The 18,725-nt window shown below is 69.3% G+C and carries 17 protein-coding genes; 7 read left to right on the top strand and 10 right to left on the bottom strand.

Annotated elements, in window-relative coordinates; all coding sequences use genetic code 11:
* Positions 1-1,412: CCA tRNA nucleotidyltransferase (locus tag ACFIF2_RS15300; RefSeq protein ID WP_395573172.1), on the bottom strand; the 1,412-nt coding region annotated here is incomplete at its 3' end.
* 226 nt (positions 1,413-1,638) lie between these two features.
* On the opposite strand from ACFIF2_RS15300, the gene ACFIF2_RS15295 reads away from it, so the two are divergent.
* From ACFIF2_RS15295 to trxA, 7 genes are all read left to right on the top strand, one after another.
* On the top strand, positions 1,639-4,035 hold the full coding sequence (locus ACFIF2_RS15295; RefSeq protein WP_395573171.1) for a DUF6049 family protein: 2,397 nt from the start codon (positions 1,639-1,641) through the stop codon (positions 4,033-4,035).
* Between the two features lie 43 nt (positions 4,036-4,078).
* Positions 4,079-6,484 carry a murein biosynthesis integral membrane protein MurJ gene (murJ, locus tag ACFIF2_RS15290; protein ID WP_395573170.1) on the top strand — a complete coding sequence of 802 codons (2,406 nt, stop codon included), beginning with the start codon at positions 4,079-4,081 and terminating at the stop codon, positions 6,482-6,484.
* A 140-nt stretch (positions 6,485-6,624) separates the two neighbouring features.
* A complete protein-coding gene (locus tag ACFIF2_RS15285) occupies positions 6,625-8,316 on the top strand; it encodes a protein kinase family protein (protein WP_395573169.1) in 1,692 nt (563 codons plus the stop codon).
* A 29-nt stretch (positions 8,317-8,345) separates the two neighbouring features.
* Positions 8,346-9,068, top strand: coding sequence for an RNA polymerase sigma factor SigM (gene sigM, locus ACFIF2_RS15280; protein ID WP_395573168.1), 723 nt, complete (start codon positions 8,346-8,348; stop codon positions 9,066-9,068).
* A gap of 17 nt (positions 9,069-9,085) precedes the next feature.
* Positions 9,086-9,973, top strand: a complete 888-nt coding sequence (locus tag ACFIF2_RS15275; protein ID WP_395573186.1) for an anti-sigma factor family protein — start codon at positions 9,086-9,088, stop codon at positions 9,971-9,973.
* Between the two features lie 172 nt (positions 9,974-10,145).
* Positions 10,146-11,114 (top strand): thioredoxin-disulfide reductase, encoded by a 969-nt coding sequence (gene trxB, locus ACFIF2_RS15270; RefSeq protein ID WP_395573167.1) that lies wholly within the window; start codon positions 10,146-10,148, stop codon positions 11,112-11,114.
* Positions 11,115-11,157: 43 nt separating this feature from the next.
* Complete coding sequence (trxA, locus tag ACFIF2_RS15265; RefSeq protein ID WP_063482508.1) at positions 11,158-11,490, top strand: thioredoxin; 333 nt, start codon at positions 11,158-11,160, stop codon at positions 11,488-11,490.
* Between the two features lie 81 nt (positions 11,491-11,571).
* Here trxA and ACFIF2_RS15260 read toward each other — a convergent pair whose 3' ends face one another.
* The 9 genes from ACFIF2_RS15260 to rpmH all read right to left on the bottom strand — a co-directional run bounded on the left by ACFIF2_RS15260 (position 11,572) and on the right by rpmH (position 18,509).
* The gene (locus ACFIF2_RS15260) at positions 11,572-12,189 is read right to left on the bottom strand and encodes a GNAT family N-acetyltransferase (RefSeq protein ID WP_395573166.1); all 618 of its coding nucleotides are present in this window, start codon (positions 12,187-12,189) and stop codon (positions 11,572-11,574) included.
* 329 nt (positions 12,190-12,518) lie between these two features.
* Positions 12,519-13,619: a ParB/RepB/Spo0J family partition protein gene (locus ACFIF2_RS15255; RefSeq protein WP_395573165.1), complete on the bottom strand. Its 1,101-nt coding sequence runs from the start codon at positions 13,617-13,619 to the stop codon at positions 12,519-12,521.
* Complete coding sequence (locus tag ACFIF2_RS15250; protein ID WP_395573185.1) at positions 13,616-14,689, bottom strand: ParA family protein; 1,074 nt, start codon at positions 14,687-14,689, stop codon at positions 13,616-13,618. The genes ACFIF2_RS15255 and ACFIF2_RS15250 overlap by 4 nt, the downstream gene beginning before the upstream one ends.
* A gap of 263 nt (positions 14,690-14,952) precedes the next feature.
* Entirely contained in the window at positions 14,953-15,672 is a 720-nt protein-coding gene (gene rsmG / locus ACFIF2_RS15245) for a 16S rRNA (guanine(527)-N(7))-methyltransferase RsmG (RefSeq protein ID WP_395573164.1), read from the bottom strand.
* Positions 15,673-15,798: 126 nt separating this feature from the next.
* A complete protein-coding gene (locus ACFIF2_RS15240; RefSeq protein WP_395573163.1) occupies positions 15,799-16,311 on the bottom strand; it encodes a protein jag in 513 nt (170 codons plus the stop codon).
* A 15-nt stretch (positions 16,312-16,326) separates the two neighbouring features.
* On the bottom strand, positions 16,327-17,604 hold the full coding sequence (gene yidC / locus ACFIF2_RS15235) for a membrane protein insertase YidC (RefSeq protein WP_395573162.1): 1,278 nt from the start codon (positions 17,602-17,604) through the stop codon (positions 16,327-16,329).
* 3 nt (positions 17,605-17,607) lie between these two features.
* Positions 17,608-17,982, bottom strand: a complete 375-nt coding sequence (gene yidD, locus ACFIF2_RS15230) for a membrane protein insertion efficiency factor YidD (RefSeq protein WP_395573161.1) — start codon at positions 17,980-17,982, stop codon at positions 17,608-17,610.
* Positions 17,979-18,350 (bottom strand): ribonuclease P protein component, encoded by a 372-nt coding sequence (rnpA, locus tag ACFIF2_RS15225; RefSeq protein WP_395573160.1) that lies wholly within the window; start codon positions 18,348-18,350, stop codon positions 17,979-17,981. Before rnpA ends, yidD begins: the two co-directional genes overlap by 4 nt.
* 21 nt (positions 18,351-18,371) lie before the next feature.
* Positions 18,372-18,509: a 50S ribosomal protein L34 gene (rpmH, locus tag ACFIF2_RS15220; RefSeq protein WP_003975051.1), complete on the bottom strand. Its 138-nt coding sequence runs from the start codon at positions 18,507-18,509 to the stop codon at positions 18,372-18,374.
* Positions 18,510-18,725 lie beyond the last annotated feature (216 nt).

Here is an 18,725-nt window from a genome sequence, read left to right as displayed (position 1 = left end):
GCGGCCACCGCGGCGTCGTGCCCCATCGGTCCGTTCTCCAGGCGGAGCTCCAGCAGATGCTTGTAGGCCTGACCGACGGCGGGCCCGGGACGGATACCGAGGATTTCCATGATCTGGTTGCCGTCGAGGTCCGGGCGGATCGAGTCCAGCTCCTCCTGCTCCTGCAGCTTCGCGATCCGCTCCTCCAGCCCGTCGTACGCACGGGAGAGCGCAGCGGCCTTGCGCTTGTTGCGCGTGGTGCAGTCGGAGCGGGTCAGCTTGTGGAGACGGTCGAGCAGGGGGCCGGCGTCCCGGACGTACCGGCGGACCGCCGAGTCCGTCCACTCGCCCGTCCCGTACCCGTGGAAGCGCAGGTGCAGCTCGACCAGGCGCGAGACGTCCTTCACCAGGTCGTTGGAGTACTTGAGCGCGGTCATGCGCTTCTTCGTCATCTTGGCCCCCACCACCTCGTGGTGATGGAACGAGACCCGGCCGTCCTTCTCGAAGCGGCGTGTACGCGGCTTGCCGATGTCATGCAGCAGAGCGGCCAGGCGGAGGGTCAGATCGGGCCCTTCGCTCTCCAAGGCCATCGCCTGTTCCAGGACGATGAGCGTGTGGTCGTAGACGTCCTTGTGCCGGTGGTGCTCGTCCCGCTCCAGCCGCAGTGCCGGCAGCTCGGGCAGGACCCGGTCGGCGAGACCGGTGTCCACCAGCAGGGTCAGGCCCTTGCGCGGGTGCGCGGAGAGGACCAGTTTGTTCACCTCGTCCCGGACCCGCTCGGCCGAGACGATGTCGATACGCCCGGCCATGTCCTTCATGGCGGCGACCACCTCGGGCGCCACCTCGAAATCGAGCTGTGCGGCGAAACGCGCGGCCCGCATCATCCGCAGCGGGTCGTCCGAGAAGGACTCCTCCGGAGTGCCCGGGGTGCGCAGCACGCGCGCCGCGAGGTCGTCGAGTCCTCCGTGCGGGTCGATGAACACCTTCTCCGGCAGCGCCACGGCCATCGCGTTCACCGTGAAGTCGCGCCGGACGAGATCGTCCTCGATGGAGTCGCCGTACGACACCTCAGGCTTGCGGGAGGTGCGGTCGTACGCCTCCGACCGGTAGGTGGTCACCTCGATCTGGAAGCCGTCCTTCTGCGCCCCGACCGTACCGAAGGCGATCCCGACCTCCCAGACGGCGTCCGCCCACGGCCGCACGATCTTCAGCACGTCCTGCGGGCGGGCGTCGGTCGTGAAATCCAGGTCATTGCCGAGCCGCCCGAGCAACGCGTCCCGGACCGAGCCGCCGACCAGGGCAAGAGAGAACCCGGCCTCCTGGAATCGGCGGGCGAGGTCGTCGGCGACAGGGGCGACCCGCAGCGGTTCACTCACCACGCGGTGCTGCTCCTGGCTCACGGCACTGAGGCTGGCTTCATTGGCGTTCGGCACAACAGAACAGGGTACGTGGCCCGGACCAAGACCCGCGCCCCCATTGATCCCGTACCGAACCCCCCTACTCTCGCCCCGCTCCCTCTATAGGCGCACATACGGCACAGCCACGCTCCACGGCGGATCTTGTGGCGTACGCCGCGGCACTTCCCCTCGGCGCGCATCGTTACCATGCGTGGACGCACATTCCGACGACCACTGACGACGACGAGGGACGGGCGAGCGCGTGGCCGAGGCGGCAGACTTCCAGGGGACCAGTCCCTCACCTGCCCGCCGGTGGCTACGGCGCAGCACGGCACTGCTGGCCGGGGCGCCGCTGCTGGCGGGCCTGGTCCAGCTCCCCGCCGCCGGCCCGGCGCACGCCGACGAGCCGTCCTCCCCCAAGGCCGCCGGTGACTCCGGCTCGGTGACCGTCGCCGTCGACTCGCTCACCCCCTCCGCGCCCACGGACGGGGACACCGTGACCGTCTCGGGCACCGTGACCAACAAGGGCGAGCAGACCGTCACCGACGCCCACGTGGGCCTGCGCGTGGGCCCCGAGGTCCACACCCGGTCGTCCGTCGACAGGATCGCCAAGGACGGTGACGATCTCCAAGGGACCATCGCTCCGGAGATCGACGACAAGTACACCGACAAGTTCGCCAAGCTCGCCCCCGGTGTCGCCGAGCACTTCAACATCTCCGTACCCGTCGACGACCTCCCCCTCGGTGAGGACGGCGTCTACGAGTTCGCCGTCTCGCTGTCCGGGGAGACCTCCGCCCAGCCGTGGGAGCAGATCCTCGGCATCCAGCGGACCTTCCTCCCCTGGCAGCCCGACGCCGCCGGCACCAAGACGAGGACAACGGCTCTGTGGCCGCTCGTCTCCACCACGCACATGGCCGCCGAGACGGGACCGAACGAGGAACAGACGCCGGTCTTCCTCAACGACGACCTGGCCAAGGAGATCTCCCCGGGGGGCCGGCTGAACCAGATGGTGACGCTGGGCAAGGATCTCGACGTCACCTGGGTGGTCGACCCCGACCTGCTGGCCTCCGTCGACGCGATGACAGGCAGCTACCGCGTCCGGGACGGTGACAAGACGGTCGCGGGCACCCACCAGGCGGTCGCCAAGCAGTGGCTCGCCGACCTTCAGGACGCGGTCGCCGACGAGGAAGTCGTCGCCCTGCCCTTCGCCGACCCGGACCTCGCGTCCCTGGCGCACAACGGCACCGACGTCACCGGCTCGCTCAACCAGCTCAAGAGCGCCACGGACGTCATCGACTACACGGTCCCGCCGATCCTCCACGTGAAACCGAACACCGACTTCGCCTGGCCCGTGGACGGCGCCGTCGACCGCTCGATCGTCAAGGTCGCCACCTCCGCGGGCGCCGACAAGGTGATCGTCCGCAGCGACAGCCTCGAGGAGGGCGACGGCCTCTCCTACACGCCCTCCGCGGCCCGGCCGATCGGCGGCGGCACGACAGCCGTCGTCTCGGACGCGAGGCTGTCCACGGCGTTCGAGGGCGATCTGACGAAGGCGTCCGCGTCCACGCTCGCGGTGCAGCGGTTCCTCGCCCAGAGCCTCGCCCTGGGCCTCCAGACCGGCAAGCAACGCAGCATCGTCATCGCCCCCCAGCGGATGCCCACGGGCAGCCAGGCACGGGCGATGGCCGAGGCTCTGCGGACACTGCAGGACGGCACCTGGTCCGAGCCCCAGAAGCTGGCCGCGGCCTCCGCCGCCAAGCCGGACCCGGACGCCACCACGAGGGTGCCGGGAACCTCCTCCTACCCCTCGGCGCTGCGCAAGAAGGAACTGCCGCGGTCGGCGTTCGTGCAGACCGCGCGGACCCAGGACACGCTCGACAACTTCAAGGTCGTCCTGTCGGACCCGTCCCGGGTCGTGACGCCCTTCGGGCGCGCTCTCAACCGGGAGATGTCCGCGTCCTGGCGCGGGCGTGCCGCCGAGGCCCAGTCGTTCCGCGCCGGCGTGAAGAAGTACCTCGACGGACTGACCGGCCGGGTCAGACTGATCGACAAGTCCGAGACGAAGCTCTCCGGCCGCAGCGCCACGATCCCCGTGACGGTGCAGAACAACCTCGTGCAGGACGTCGGCCCCCTGGTCCTGCGGCTCACCTCGACCAACCCGACGCGCCTGGAGATCGACGGCGCCGACTACGAGGAACAGCCGATCTCGGTCTCCGGCGGCCACAGTCAGTCGGTGAAGTTCACCACGTCGGCCAACGCCAACGGCCGGGCCACGGTGATCGCCCAGCTGTACACGATGGACGGACGCAAGTACGGCGAGCCCGTCACCTTCGACGTGAAGGTCACCGAGATCACGGCCACCGTGATGCTCGTCATCGGCGGCGGCGTCCTGCTGCTCGTCCTCGCCGGCTTCCGGATGTACACGCAGCGCAAGCGGGCCGCCGCCCGCGACGCCGCCAAGGCCGAGTCCGGTGACGCGGACGGGCCCGATGACACCGAGGCCGACCCGGACGACCCGGAAGGCACCGACGAACACCTCGACGAGGAGTCCGACGCCCGCCCTGGGGCAGGCGAGGCCGAGCAGCCGAGTGACCCGACCCCGGACACCGCAGCGGAAAGCGCCGACCCGTCCGGCACGGGTGAGAGAGTGGACCGTTGAGGATGTCGTGGCCGTGGGCCCGGGACGATGAGGTGGGGTAACCATGAACGCGCCGTACGACGGTGACCGCGGTCAGACCGTGGACGGCTCGGGTCACCCCGAGGGTCCGCCGCCCGGCCCCGGCCAGACACCGCCGCAGCCACCCGCGGACATGTACCTCCAGGACGCCTACGACCAGGATCCCTACCGGGCGCAGGACCTCTCCGCCCAGGACCCGGTCTCCGAGGCGCTCTACGACCGCGCCGCGCACCCTCCGCCGCCGCCGGGCACGTACCCGCCGCAACAGCAGCTGTACTCCCAGCCCGCCCAGTCTCCCTACGCCCCCGACCCCCGCGTCTGGGCCCAGACGCCGGCCCCCGAGCCGGACGGGGCGACGCAGTACCTGCCGTACGGCGACGACCCGCGCACCACCCAGTACGTCGGCGTCGACGACCTGGTCACGCAGGCCGGGGAGCAGCGGCACGAGCCGGACGCCTTCGCCCACCTGTTCCGCGACCAGCAGCAGGGCGGCGGCCACCCCTCCTACGACGACCACGCGTCCGTGCCCGCCCCCGCCCCCGCACCGGGGCAGTACGGCGGGCCCCCCGGAGCGGGGCAGTACGGCGGCACCCCGGCGCCGGGCCAGTACGGCGGCCACCAGGGGCCCGACCCGTACGGAAACGCTCCGGCACCCGGCCAGTACGAGACTCCGGCACCGGCGCAGTACGCGGCGCCCGCGCCGGGCCAGTTCGCGGCGGCACCCACGCCGGAAGCGGCCGAGGCCACTCTCCAGGCGCCCGAGCCCGCCCCCGCGGCGCCGGCCGCCGCGCCCAGGAAGGGCGGGCGTGCGGGTGGCCTGCTGAAGTCCAGCGCGGTCATGGCGGCCGGCACGATGGTGTCGCGGCTCACCGGATTCATCCGGTCCGCGATGATCGTCTCAGCCCTGGGCCTCGCGCTGCTCGGCGAGTCGTTCCAGATCGCCTACCAGCTGCCGACGATGATCTACATCCTCACCGTCGGCGGCGGTCTCAACTCGGTCTTCGTCCCCCAGCTCGTCCGTGCCATGAAGGACGACGACGACGGCGGCGAGGCGTACGCCAACCGGCTCCTGACCCTCGTCATGGTGGCCCTGGGCGTCCTCACCGCGCTCGCCATGCTCGCGGCCCCCCTGCTGGTGCGGGCGCTGTCCAACCCCGTCGCCACGAACCCCGCCGCCAACGAGGCGGCCGTCACCTTCACCCGGTACTTCCTGCCCTCCATCTTCTTCATGGGCGTCCACGTGGTGATGGGGCAGATCCTCAACGCCCGCGGCCGCTTCGGCGCGATGATGTGGACCCCGGTCCTCAACAACATCGTCATCATCGTCACGCTCGGCACCTTCATCTGGGTCTACGGCACCGCCGCCGACTCCGGAATGACGGTGGACAACATCCCGCCGGAGGGCGAGCGACTGCTCGGCGTCGGCGTTCTCCTCGGCCTCGTGGTCCAGGCCCTGGCGATGGTCCCCTACCTCCGCGAGACCGGGTTCAAGCTGCGGCTGCGGTTCGACTGGCGGGGTCACGGCCTGGGCAAGGCCGCGATGCTCGCCAAGTGGACGATCCTCTTCGTCCTCGCCAACCAGGCGGGCGCGCTCGTCGTCACCCAGCTGGCCACGGCGTCGGTCACCGACACCAACATCCCCGGCACGGGCTTCAGCGCATACGCCAACGCCCAGCTGATCTGGGGCCTGCCGCAGGCCATCATCACCGTCTCCCTGATGGCCGCCCTCCTGCCGCGCATCTCCCGCTCGGCGTCCGAGGACGACGCGGGCGCGGTCCGCGACGACATCTCCCAAGGTCTGCGCACGACGGCCGTCGCCATCGTCCCGGTCTCCTTCGGCTTCGTCGCCCTCGGCATCCCGATGTGCACCCTGATCTTCGGGTCCTCGGGCACGGGCGCGGCCACCAACATGGGCTACATGTTGATGGCCTTCGGCCTCGGCCTCATCCCCTACTCGGTGCAGTACGTCGTCCTGCGCGCGTTCTACGCCTACGAGGACACCCGGACGCCCTTCTACAACACCGTCATCGTGGCCGTCGTCAACGCGACGGCGTCGGGAATGTGTTACGTCCTGCTGCCCGCGCGCTGGGCCGTCGTCGGCATGGCCGCCTCCTACGGCCTGGCCTACGTCATCGGCGTCGGTGTCGCCTGGCGCAGGCTGCGAAAGCGGCTCGGCGGAGACCTGGACGGCGCCCGCGTGCTGCGGACGTACGCCCGCCTGTGCATCGCGTCCGTGCCCGCCGCCCTGCTCAGCGGTGCGGCCTGCTACGCGATCAGCAGGGAGCTCGGCCAGGGCGTCCTGGGATCGTTCGCCGCACTGCTGGCCGGCGGGCTGCTCCTGTTCGGCGTCTTCTTCGTCGCCGCCCGCCGCATGCGCATCGAGGAAGTCAACTCGCTGGTCGGCATGGTGCGCGGACGCCTGGGACGCTGAGACCCGGGGTAGGCGCACAACCATCGTCCGCCGCCGTGTGTCGTGCATAGCGGCGGACTGTGGGCACAATTGGGTTCGGCGTCGGACTGCGCGCATCGGGAGCCGGCCGGCGCGCAACGAATGGGGAGGCAGGAACGACGGTGGCGGAACGGAGCACAGCTGCCGTCGACGTGGCAGACAACAGCGGTGACGAGCCGCTGACCGCACAGGCGGACCAGTCCACGGCCGACGGGGTGGCCAACAACCGGGAGCGGGACACGGACAGCGACGAGGTACAGGGGAACCCCACGAGCGAGGGCTCCGGCAAGAACTCGCCCCCCGAACTGCACAGCGGACACAAACTCGCCAGACGCTACCGCCTCGAGGAATGCGTCACCCGTCTGGACGGCTTCAGCAGTTGGCGGGCCGTCGACGAGAAGCTCCGCCGCGCCGTCGGCGTCCACATCCTCCCGGCGGACCACCCGCGCGCCCGCTCCGTACTGGCCGCGGCACGCTCCTCCGCCCTGCTCGGCGACCCCCGCTTCGTCCAGGTCCTCGACGCCGTCGAGGACAACGACCTCGTCTACGTCGTGCACGAGTGGCTTCCCGACGCCACCGAGCTGACCGCGCTCCTCGCCTCCGGGCCACTGGAGGCGTACGACGCCTACCAGATGGTCAGTCAGGTCTCCTCCGCCATGGCGGCCGCCCACCGCGAGGGCCTCGCCCACCTGCGCCTCAGCCCCACCGCCGTACTGCGGACCTCGACGGGCCAGTGGCGGATCCGGGGACTCGCCGTCAACGCCGCGCTGCGCGGCATCAGTTCCGACACTCCCCAGCGCACCGACACCGAGGCCATCGGCGCCCTGCTGTACGCCACCCTCACCCAGCGCTGGCCCTACGAGAGCGACGCCCACGGCCTGGCCGGTCTGCCCAAGGACATCGGACTGATCCCGCCGGACCAGGTGCGCGCGGGCGTCCACCGCGGCCTGTCCGAGCTCGCCATGCGGGCGCTCGCCAACGACGGCGCCACCGCCTCCCGCCACGAGTCCCCGTGCACCACGCCGGAGGAACTGGTGAAGGCGATCAGCGAGATGCCTCGCATCCGCCCGCCGGAGCCGACGTACACCGCCCCGCCCACGTACCAGCGCACGGCCTATCAGCAGGGTGCCTACGGCCGTCCGGCACCGCATCTCGGTGTGACCCAGCCGGTGCCCTCGCCTCCGCCCCCTCTGCAGAGCCGTACCGGCAGGGCACTGAAGTGGAGCGTCTCCGCCCTGCTCATCGCCGCGCTCGGTCTCGGCAGCTGGCAGCTCGCGGACGCGCTCATGGAGCGGGGCGGCAAAGCCGACGACCAGAACCAGACGCAGACGGTGGATGGGGACAACGACAAGGGTCAGAAGAAGCCGGTGAGCCGGCCGATCTCGATCGCGGGCGGGCACGACTTCGATCCGTTCGCCCCCGACGGTTCCGAATACCCAGAGGACGTCAGCAAGGCCTACGACGGCGACCCCGCCACCTTCTGGCAGACGAGCCACTACGCGAGTGCCGACTTCGGACGGTTGAAGCAGGGCGTGGGCATCGTGATCGACCTGGGCAAGGTGCAGCAGGTCGGCAAGGTGGCGGTGTCGTTCGTTGGCGACACGTCGGTGGAGCTCCGCGCCGGAGGCGACACAGAGTCGGAACCGCAGTCCTTCAACGGCTACACGAAGGTGACCAAAGGCTCCGGCACGACCGTGGAACTCCAGCCGGACGAGACACTCAAGTCCCGCTACCTGCTGGTCTGGCTGACCGAGCTGCCACTGACGGACGGGCAGTTCCGAGGCCGCGTCACCGATATCAAGGTGGCCAGCTGAGGTCGTCTGCCGACAGGGGAGAAGGTCCGATGGCGGAAGGCGCCGAGTACGCCGGGGTGAGCGATCAGGACCTGCTCGCCCGCCATGTCGAAGGCGACCCCGAGGCCTTCGGTGAGCTCGTCCGGCGGCACCGTGACCGTCTCTGGGCGGTGGCCCTGCGGACTCTGGGAGACCGCGAGGAGGCCGCTGACGCCGTCCAGGACGCCTTGGTCTCCGCCTACAGGGCCGCCCACACCTTCCGCGGGCAGGCCGCCGTCACCACCTGGCTGCACCGGATCACGGTGAACGCCTGCCTGGACCGCGCCCGCAAGGCCGCTTCCCGGAAGACCGCCCCCGTCGATGACACCGAGCGCCTGGAGCAGCTCCTGGAGCCGCACGAGTCGGCCGCGGCACCCGCCGAGCGCAACGACCTGCACCGTCAGCTCCTGGAAGCCCTGGGCACCCTGCCGGCCGATCAGCGGGCGGCCCTCGTCCTGGTGGACATGCAGGGCTATCCCGTCGCCGAGGCGGCCCGCATCCTCGACGTGGCGACCGGCACGATCAAGAGCCGGTGCGCCCGTGGCCGGGCGAAGCTCCTGCCGCTGCTCACCCACCTGCGTCCGGACGGCGGCGAGACCAGGAAGATGACCGCGGAACGGAACCGGACGCAGGAGGCATCCGTCCCACCCGCAGCGGGACCCGGCCGTGCGGGCTCCCCGGACACGGACCAGAGTGACGCGGCAGCAGTGAAGGGCGGAGGTGGACGAGCGTGACGTCGTCGACGACAGACATGGCCGGGCACCCGGACGTCGCGGAGATCTCCGACCTCGCGGAGGGCCTCCTCCCGCCCTCCCGGACCACGGAGCTACGACTGCATCTGGAGTCCTGCGAGCTCTGCGAGGACGTCTACGCCTCACTGAAGGAGATCCAGGGGCTGCTCGGAACGCTCCCAGGGCCGTCACGGATGCCCGACGACATCGCCGGCCGTATCGACGCCGCCCTTGCGGCCGAGGCACTGCTGAGCGCCTCGGCACCCGGCCTCCCGGAGAGTGCGGCTTCCGCTCCGTCGCCCGGGCACGGCGACCGTGGTGACGACAGCACCCGTGTTTCACGTGAAACATCGGCGACAGGAAGCCGTCCCGCCGGGCACGCCCGTCCCTCCGCCACCGGTCCCGGTCGTAAGCAACGCCGGAGCGGCGGACGGCGCAGGATCGCCCTTCTCGGGGCGGTCGCCGCCGCTGCCGCCATCGGGCTCGGTTCCGTGATCGTCTCCTCGGTGACCGGGGAGGACCCGTCCGACAGCACCGCCCTCGCGGACACCTTCTCCGAGGGAAAGCTGAAGGCAGAGGTCACCGGCCTGATCGCGGACGAGCCGGACTCCCAGAGCGGGCCGCGCACGCCGCGCAGCTTCGGAATGGAATCCGAGACCGGCACCGAGAACCGCGTGTTCAAGCAACCGGCGGTCCCCGAGTGCGTGCAGAAGGGCATCGGCCGCGACGACCCGGCGCTCGCCACCAAGGAAGGCGTCTACAAGGGGAAGGAAGCCCTTCTCGTGGTGCTGCCCGACGCCGCCAACGACAGCAGGGTGACCGCCTACATCGTTGAGTCCAGCTGTGTGGATCAGCCTGCCGTCAGCAAGGCCGAGGTCATGCTCACCCACTCGTACGCGCGTTCTTGAACGTCTGACGAGCCCCGGCAGCGGGTTCCTGCCTCCATGCCCAGGCCCTCGGCTCCGTGTGCCCGGACACAGCGGGAATGCGCGCCCCGTAGGATCCGTTGGGTGGGGTGAGAGTTCCGAGAGAAGCTCCGCCCGGCCCTGAAGACGCAGTCCAGAGACGAGGAATGAAGCCGTGAGCGACGTCCGAAACGTGATCATCATCGGCTCCGGGCCCGCCGGCTACACGGCGGCGCTCTACACCGCGCGCGCGTCGCTGAAGCCGCTGGTGTTCGAGGGCGCCGTCACCGCGGGCGGGGCACTGATGAACACCACCGAGGTGGAGAACTTCCCGGGCTTCCAGGACGGCATCATGGGCCCCGAGCTCATGGACAACATGCGCGCCCAGGCGGAGCGCTTCGGCGCCGAGCTGATCCCGGACGATGTCGTCGCCGTCGACCTGACCGGTGAGATCAAGACCGTCACCGACACCGCCGGCACGGTGCACCGGGCCAAGGCCGTCATCGTCACCACCGGCTCCCAGCACCGCAAGCTGGGCCTGCCGAACGAGGACGCGCTGTCCGGCCGGGGCGTCTCCTGGTGCGCGACCTGTGACGGGTTCTTCTTCAAGGACCAGGACATCGCCGTGATCGGCGGCGGTGACACCGCGATGGAGGAGGCCACGTTCCTCTCCCGCTTCGCGAAGTCCGTGACGATCGTCCACCGCCGTGACACGCTGCGCGCCTCCAAGGCGATGCAGGAGCGCGCGTTCGCCGACCCCAAGATCTCTTTCGTCTGGGACAGCGAGGTCGCCGAGGTCCAGGGTGACCAGAAGCTGTCGGGTCTGAAGCTGCGCAACGTCAAGACGGGCGAGCTCTCGGATCTGGCAGTGACCGGCCTGTTCATCGCGATCGGTCACGACCCGCGCACCGAGCTCTTCAAGGGCCAGCTCGAGCTGGACCCGGAGGGCTACCTGAAGGTGGAAGCCCCCTCGACCCGCACCAACCTCACTGGTGTCTTCGGTGCCGGTGACGTGGTCGACCACACCTACCGCCAGGCGATCACCGCCGCCGGTACCGGTTGCTCCGCAGCCCTCGACGCGGAGCGCTACCTCGCCGCGCTCACGGACGAGGACAAGGCCGAGCCCGAGAAGACGGCCGTCTGAACCCCTACCCCACCCCACGCACCAACCAGTTAAGGAGCCCGCCGTGGCCGGCACCCTGAAGCAAGTGACCGACGACTCCTTCGAGCAGGATGTCCTCAAGAGCGACAAGCCCGTCCTGGTGGACTTCTGGGCCGCCTGGTGCGGTCCGTGCCGCCAGATCGCCCCGTCCCTCGAGGCCATCGCCGCCGAGTACGGCGACAAGATCGAGATCGTCAAGCTCAACATCGACGAGAACCCGGGTACGGCCGCCAAGTACGGCGTCATGTCCATCCCGACCCTGAACGTCTACCAGGGTGGCGAGGTCGCCAAGACCATCGTCGGCGCCAAGCCCAAGGCCGCGATCGTTCGCGACCTCGAGGACTTCATCGCCGACTGACGTTTCACGTGAAACACGAAGGGGCCGACCCCGGCGGGTCGGCCCCTTCGCCGTGCCTCGGTGTCCTGCGCCGCCGTCGCCCTACAGCGGACGCAGCGCAGGCTCCTTCTGCACGGCTCCCAACAGGCGGTCCAAGGCCATCTCGACGTCTTCCTTCCAGGACAGCGTGGACCGAAGATCCAACCGAAGCCGCGGATGACTGGGATGGGGGCGTACCGTCTTGAAGCCCACGGCCAGTAGATGATCGGCCGGCAGGACGCAGGCGGGCTCCTTCCAGCGGGCATCCCCGAACGCCTCGATCGCCTTGAAGCCCCGGCGCAACAGATCCTTGGCGACCGTCTGGACCATCACCCGCCCCAGCCCCTGACCCTGGTAGTCCGGCAGGACGAACGCCGTCATCAGCTGGACCGCGTCGGGCGAGACAGGACTCGTGGGAAACACCGCCGAGCGGGGGATGTAGGCGGGAGGCGCGTACAGGACGAAGCCCACCGGAACATCGTCGACGTAGACCACCCGGCCGCACGATCCCCAGTCCAGCAGGACGGCGGAGATCCAGGACTCCTTCTCCAGCGCCGCCGTGCCCGCCCTTACCGCGGCTTCACCGCTGACGGGGTCCAGCTCCCAGAAGACGCACGTGCGACAGCGCTGGGGAAGGTCCTGAAGGTTGTCCAGCGTGAGCGGTACGAGCCGGCGCCCCATGAAGGCTGTTCCTCGCTTCCTTCGCCCGCCGCGTCGCGGGCGGCTGTCAGAGCGCTCCGTTCCCTGAGCAGGCTGCCGATGAACCCACCGACCGCGCCCAGCCCCAAGCCCGCGCTCACCAGGCCGGTACGGCTCATGGTCCGCATGGCCCCTGCCTTCCTCTCAGAAGTACTGCCAGGTGACTGCGCCATCCCGATCGCATCGTATCCACGATGGAGTGCCCCCGACACCGACGGAAAGCAAAGGGCGGGCCGTGTCCCGGTACTCACCGGACACGACCCGCCCCGTCGGCCGGCGGAGCACCGGTCAGTGCTCCGCCGACCCGAGCATCAGGAGTCGAGCTCGTCCTCTTCACTGTCCAGGAGGCCCTTCTGCAGCACGGGCCCCTCACCGGGAGCGAGGCTCCCGAGGATCCGCTCCAGGTCCTCCATGGAGGCGAACTCCACGGTGATCTTGCCCTTCTTCTGCCCCAGGTCGACCTTCACCCGCGTCTCGAAACGGTCCGAGAGCCGCGTCGCCAGGTCCGACAGCGCCGGGGAGACCAGTGAGCCGGCCCGGGGGCCCTTGGCCCGCTGCGGCTTCTGGGGCCGGGAACCCATGAGCGTCACGATCTCCTCGACCGCCCGTACCGAGAGCCCTTCGGCCACGATCCGGTGGGCCAGCCGCTCCTGCTCCTCCGAGTCCTCGACAGAGAGCAGCGCCCGTGCATGGCCGGCGGAGAGCACTCCGGCGGCCACCCGGTTCTGGACCTTCGGGGAGAGCTTCAGAAGACGCAGCGTGTTGGAGACCTGGGGACGGGAACGCCCGATGCGGTCGGCCAGCTGGTCATGGGTGCAGTTGAAGTCCTTGAGCAGCTGGTCGTAGGCAGCGGCTTCTTCCAGCGGGTTCAGCTGAGCCCGGTGCAGGTTCTCCAGCAGCGCGTCCAGGAGGAGCTTCTCGTCCTCCGTGGCACGCACGATCGCCGGGATGGCGTCCAGACCGGCCTCACGGCAGGCCCGCCAGCGGCGCTCACCCATGATGAGTTCGTAGCGCGCCGGCCCCACCTGACGGACGACGACCGGCTGGAGGAGGCCGACCTCCTTGATGGAGGTGACCAGCTCGGCCAGAGCGTCACTGTCGAAGACCACACGCGGCTGCTGCGGGTTCGGCGTGATGGCCTCGATGGGGATCTCGGCGAAGTGGGCTCCCGGGGGAGGCGTCGGAGTGTCCGCACCACCCCATACCGACGGCTCCTCTGTTTCACGTGAAACAGGCGGCAGCGTGGCCACCTTCGCCGCGGCGACGCCACGGTCGCTGGGCACCAGGGGCATCGCGCCCTGGGAAGCGGGGCCCGCATGACCCAGCGCTGCCGAAGCCACCGACTTCTCCGTCGGGGCATTGGGGATCAGTGCGCCCAGACCACGACCCAGCCCCCTTCGTCGCTCACTCATTGGATCCCCTCCGCCATGCTCGAGTCATTCTGTGCGCCGATGTGGGCGTGCGTGGCGTCATAGCTGACCCCCACCCCCTTCAACGCGATCTCGCGGGCCGCCTCCAGATAGGAGAGGGCTCCGCTCGATCCTGGATCGTAAGTCAGTACCGTCTGCCCGTAACTCGGGGCCTCCGAGATACGCACCGAGCGGGGAATGCTCGTCCGCAGCACTTCGTCACCGAAGTGGCTGCGCACCTCGTCGGCGACCTGGGACGCGAGCCGCGTCCGGCCGTCGTACATGGTGAGCAGGATCGTCGACACGTGCAGGGTGGGATTGAGATGCCCCCGCACCAGGTCGACGTTGCGGAGCAGCTGCCCCAGCCCTTCCAGCGCGTAATACTCGCACTGGATCGGGATGAGTACCTCCTGGCCGGCGACGAGCGCGTTGACCGTCAGCAGGCCGAGGGAAGGCGGGCAGTCGATGAGGATGTAGTCCAGCGGCTGCTCATACGCCTGGATCGCACGCTGAAGCCGGCTCTCACGAGCCACCAGGGACACCAGCTCGATCTCCGCACCGGCAAGATCGATCGTGGCAGGAGCGCAGAAGAGACCCTCGACGTCAGGAACCGGCTGGACCACCTCCGACAGGGGCCTGCTCTCTACGAGCACGTCGTAGATGGACGGCACATCGGCGTGGTGGTCGATACCGAGCGCGGTGGAGGCGTTGCCCTGTGGATCGAGATCGACGACCAGGACCCGGGCACCGTGCAGAGCGAGCGACGCGGCAAGGTTGACGGTCGTCGTCGTCTTGCCCACTCCGCCCTTCTGGTTGGCGACCACCATGACCCTGGTCTGCTCGGGCCGTGGCAGGCCCTCGCCGGCGCGGCCGAGAGCCTCCACCGCCAGTTGGGCAGCACGACCGATCGGAGTGTCGTCCATCGGAGGCGGTGTTTCACGTGAAACATCCGCCCCCATCGACTCGGTTCGGGGACCGGGGACCGGATCGGTCATCGGTCCCGCGATGTTGGCGTCGGACCGCAAGGATTCACTCTCCTCGACTTCAGGCTCGCAATGAACAGAGCCTCCCATGTCTTCGGGGTCATGAACCAGTGAGGCCTGGCGTTCTGTGGAGAAATCCACCTCTGTGGACAACTCCGTGCCCTCTCCGAGCGACCCGAGAGGCTTTCGGTCACGGGGGTCGGCCGCAGCGCGGCCCCGACTGATGATGCCGTGCAGCAGTGAGCGACGTTTCACGTGAAACACGATGCACAGCAGCCGATGCCGAACTGTCGCGACACTCCGGCATGCCTAGGTTCGGCAGCTTGTGTGGAGTACGGCCGACCGCCAGACGGCTAGCCCCGACGCCGCCGGGTCCGTCCCGTCCTCGCCGCCTTGGCACGCTTGGCGGCGAAACGCACGCCGCCAGGGCTCTCCCCCACCTCGACCCGCACCACGGTGGACATGGGGTCCACCACGCCGTCACCCACGTGCAGGATGGACGTCTCCACCGCACCCAGCTTGCTCAGCGCCGTGGCCGCCGCCTTCAGCTCTTCCTCGGCCGTGTCACCCTTCAGGGCGAGCATCTCGCCGTACGGGCGCAGCAACGGCACCCCCCAGGTGGCCAGGCGGTCCAGCGGGGCCACGGCCCGGGCCGTCACCACGTGCACGGGCGGCAGCTTGCCCATGACCTCCTCGGCCCGGCCCCGCACGACGGTCACGTGGTCCAGGCCCAGCAGCTCGACGACCTCGGTCAGGAAGTTCGTGCGCCGCAGCAGCGGTTCCAGAAGGGTGATCTTGAGATCGTCCCGCACCAGCGCCAGCGGGATCCCGGGCAGCCCGGCACCGGAACCGACGTCGCACACCGTCACACCCTCGGGCACGACCTCGGAGAGCACCGCGCAGTTCAGCAGGTGCCGCTCCCAAAGGCGCGGCACCTCACGCGGGCCGATCAGACCACGCTTCACCCCTGCCTCGGCGAGCAGCTCGGCGTAGCGGACCGCGTCCGCGTACCGATCGCCGAACACGTCGCGTGCCTGCTCGGGCACAGGGGGAAGCTCCGCTGCCTCCGTCACGGGGGACCGTCCTTCCGTACGACACCGGCGTACCAGGCGCCGCTGCCAGAACCACCAGAACTATCAGGCTGACAAAAATTCGGCCCCGCCTGCGCAACAGACGGGGCCGGAGAACGTGGGAACCGATCAGGCGGGCAGAACGACGACGAAGCGCTCCGGCTCCTCGCCCTCGGACTCGCTGCGCAGTCCCGCCGCCTTGATCGCGTCGTGCACGACCTTGCGCTCGAACGGTGTCATCGGCTTCAGCCGCACGGACTCGCCGCTGCTCCTGACCTCGGCCGCGGCCTTGGCACCCAGCTCGGACAGCTCGGCGCGCTTCGTGGCCCGGTAACCCGCGATGTCGAGCATCAGCCGGCTGCGGTCACCGGTCTCGCGGTGCACGGCCAGGCGCGTGAGCTCCTGGAGAGCCTCCAGCACCTCGCCGTCCCGGCCGACCAGCTTCTGCAGGTCACGGCTGTTCGTGTCGCTGATGATCGAGACAGCGGCCCGGTCGGCCTCGACGTCCATGTCGATGTCACCGTCGAGGTCGGCGATGTCGAGCAGACCCTCCAGGTAGTCCGCGGCGATCTCGCCCTCGTTCTCGAGGCGAGTCAGGGTGTCTGTGCCCTCGGCAGCGGCGGAGGTGGTGCCTTCCGTCACGGGATGGACTCCTTCTTACTTCTTCGACGGGGACTTGGGCCGCTGCGGACCCTTGCGCTGTCCGGACTGGGCCTTGCTGCGGCCACCGCCCCCGGACTTCTGCGCCGGCTTCTTGGCGGCCGCGGGCTTGCTGTCCTGCTTGCCGTCCTGCGGCTCGTCCGACTTGGTCAGCGAGGTCTTCGGTTCGGTCTCACCGACCGCCCTGGCCTGGCGCTGGGACTTGCTCTGCCGCTTGGGCTGCTGACGCTTGGGCGTGGCCGCGGTGGTCACCGCGCCGTCCTCGGTCTGGGCGGTGACAGCGGTCTCGCTCTTCACCACGGTTCCGTCGGCCTGGGCCGCCAGACCCGCCTTGTTGAGACCGTTGATGAACTTGCGCTCGAACTCGTTGCGGTCCCGGCCCTTGGCGACGATGGCCTTCACGATGGCCCGCTGACCACGACCGCGCGTCTTGCCGCTCTCGGTGACGTGCTTGTGCAGTCGCTCCAGGTAGGCGGCCTGAGCCTTGGAACCGGGAGTCGGGTTGTTGCGGATGACGTACATCTGCTGGCCCATGGTCCACACGTTGGTGGTCAGCCAGTAGACGAGGACACCGACGGGGAAGTTGATGCCGAAGACGGCGAACATGACCGGGAAGACGTACATCAGCATCTTCTGCTGCTGCATGAACGGCGTCTTCACCGTCGTGTCGACGTTCTTGGTCATCAGCTGGCGCTGGGTGAAGAACTGCGACGCCGACATCAGCACGATCATGATCGCGGTGACCACGCGGACGTCCGTCAGCGAGGACCCCAGGGCCTCCACCTTGGCCGAGCCGTCGGTGAACTTCGCGGCCAGCGGAGCACCGAAGATGTGGGCCTTCTGCGCGCTCTCCAGCAGACGTTCGTTGATCACGCCGATGGTGTCGTTCGACGCGATGCTGTTGAGCACGTGGTACAGGGCGAAGAAGAACGGGGACTGCGCCAGGATGGGAAGGCACGAGGAGAGCGGGTTGGTACCCGTCTCCTTGTACAGCTTCATCATCTCTTCGGACTGGCGCTGCTTGTCGTTCTTGTAGCGCTCCTGGATCTTCTTCATCTCCGGCTGGAGCGTCTGCATCCCGCGCGTCGCCTTGATCTGCTTCACGAAGAGCGGGATCAGGCAGATACGGATCAGGATCACCAGGGACACGATGGACAGGCCCCAGGCCCATCCCGTGTCAGGGCCGAAGAGGGCGCCGTACACGCTGTGGAACTGGACGATGACCCAGGAGACAGGTGTCGTGATGAAGCTGAAGAGGCTGGCAATCGTGTCCACTAATCATGCTCCTTGGGCATGGGACTGGGTCTCTGCGGCCGGGCTCGGAGGACCGGGCGGACTCGTGGGAGAGGCCTGTCCTTCGATGGCCGGTTCGGCGGCGGAGGGCCCGCCCCTACGTGCACGCCACGCGTCACGCAGCATTTCGTGCCACCGCGGGCGCTTGCGCTGCGGGACATGGTCCACACCGCCCGGCGACCACGGGTTGCACCGCAGGATGCGCCAAGCGGTGAGCGCCGTGCCCTTGATGGCACCGTGCCGGTCGATGGCCGTGTAGCCGTAGTGGGAGCACGACGGGTAGTACTTGCAGACCGGCCCCAGCAGCGGACTGATCGTCCACTGGTACAGCTTGATCAGAGCCAGCAGCGGGTACTTCATCGCGCGCCCCCTCCCAGTAGCCGCTCCAGGGCGGCGTCCAGGTCTCGGGCCAGCTGTGCATGGTCGGCGTCACCCGCAGGGGGCAGCGCTCGTACGACTACCAGGCTACCGGGGGGAAACCGGTCGACCCGGTCGCGCATCAGATGGCGAAGCCTGCGCTTCACCTTGTTGCGCACCACCGCACCACCCACAGCTTTGCTCACGACGAAACCCGCACGTGTCGGGGGAGCGCTCTCCCCAGGCGCGTGCGGGTCCGTGGCACCGCTTCGAAGGTGGACGACGAGGGCCGGGCGGCCGGCCCGGCGACCTCGTCGTACCGCGGTCGCGAAGTCCTCGCGCCGCCTCAGCCGGTTCTCGGTGGGCAGCACGATGTCATGACCTGACCGGGATCAGGCGGACAGACGGGCGCGACCCTTGCTGCGGCGGGTCGCGAGAATCGCGCGGCCGGCACGGGTGCGCATACGCAGCCGGAAGCCGTGGGTCTTGGCGCGACGACGGTTGTTCGGCTGGAAGGTGCGCTTGCTCACTCGGGGGCTCCAGAAAGAATCGGGGTTGGCGGGGTGCCGTCCTGGCTGTCACCGTGCGCCCACGAGTAGCTCGCGTTACGCCCGAGTGCACCGCTTTTGGATCACCTTGGACGTGACCTGTGCCCATCGGAGGCAGGCGGCAGCAGCCATCGACAACTCGACCTGGTCACGGTACGTGGGACTGCGCCATTCGGTCAAACCAACGATGACCGGGAG

This window comes from Streptomyces sp. BK79 (assembly GCF_044142145.1).
Taxonomy (GTDB): Bacteria; Actinomycetota; Actinomycetes; order Streptomycetales; family Streptomycetaceae; genus Streptomyces.
The sequence above is the reverse complement of the archived record's forward strand: the minus strand, read 5'-3'. Positions and strand labels throughout refer to the sequence as shown.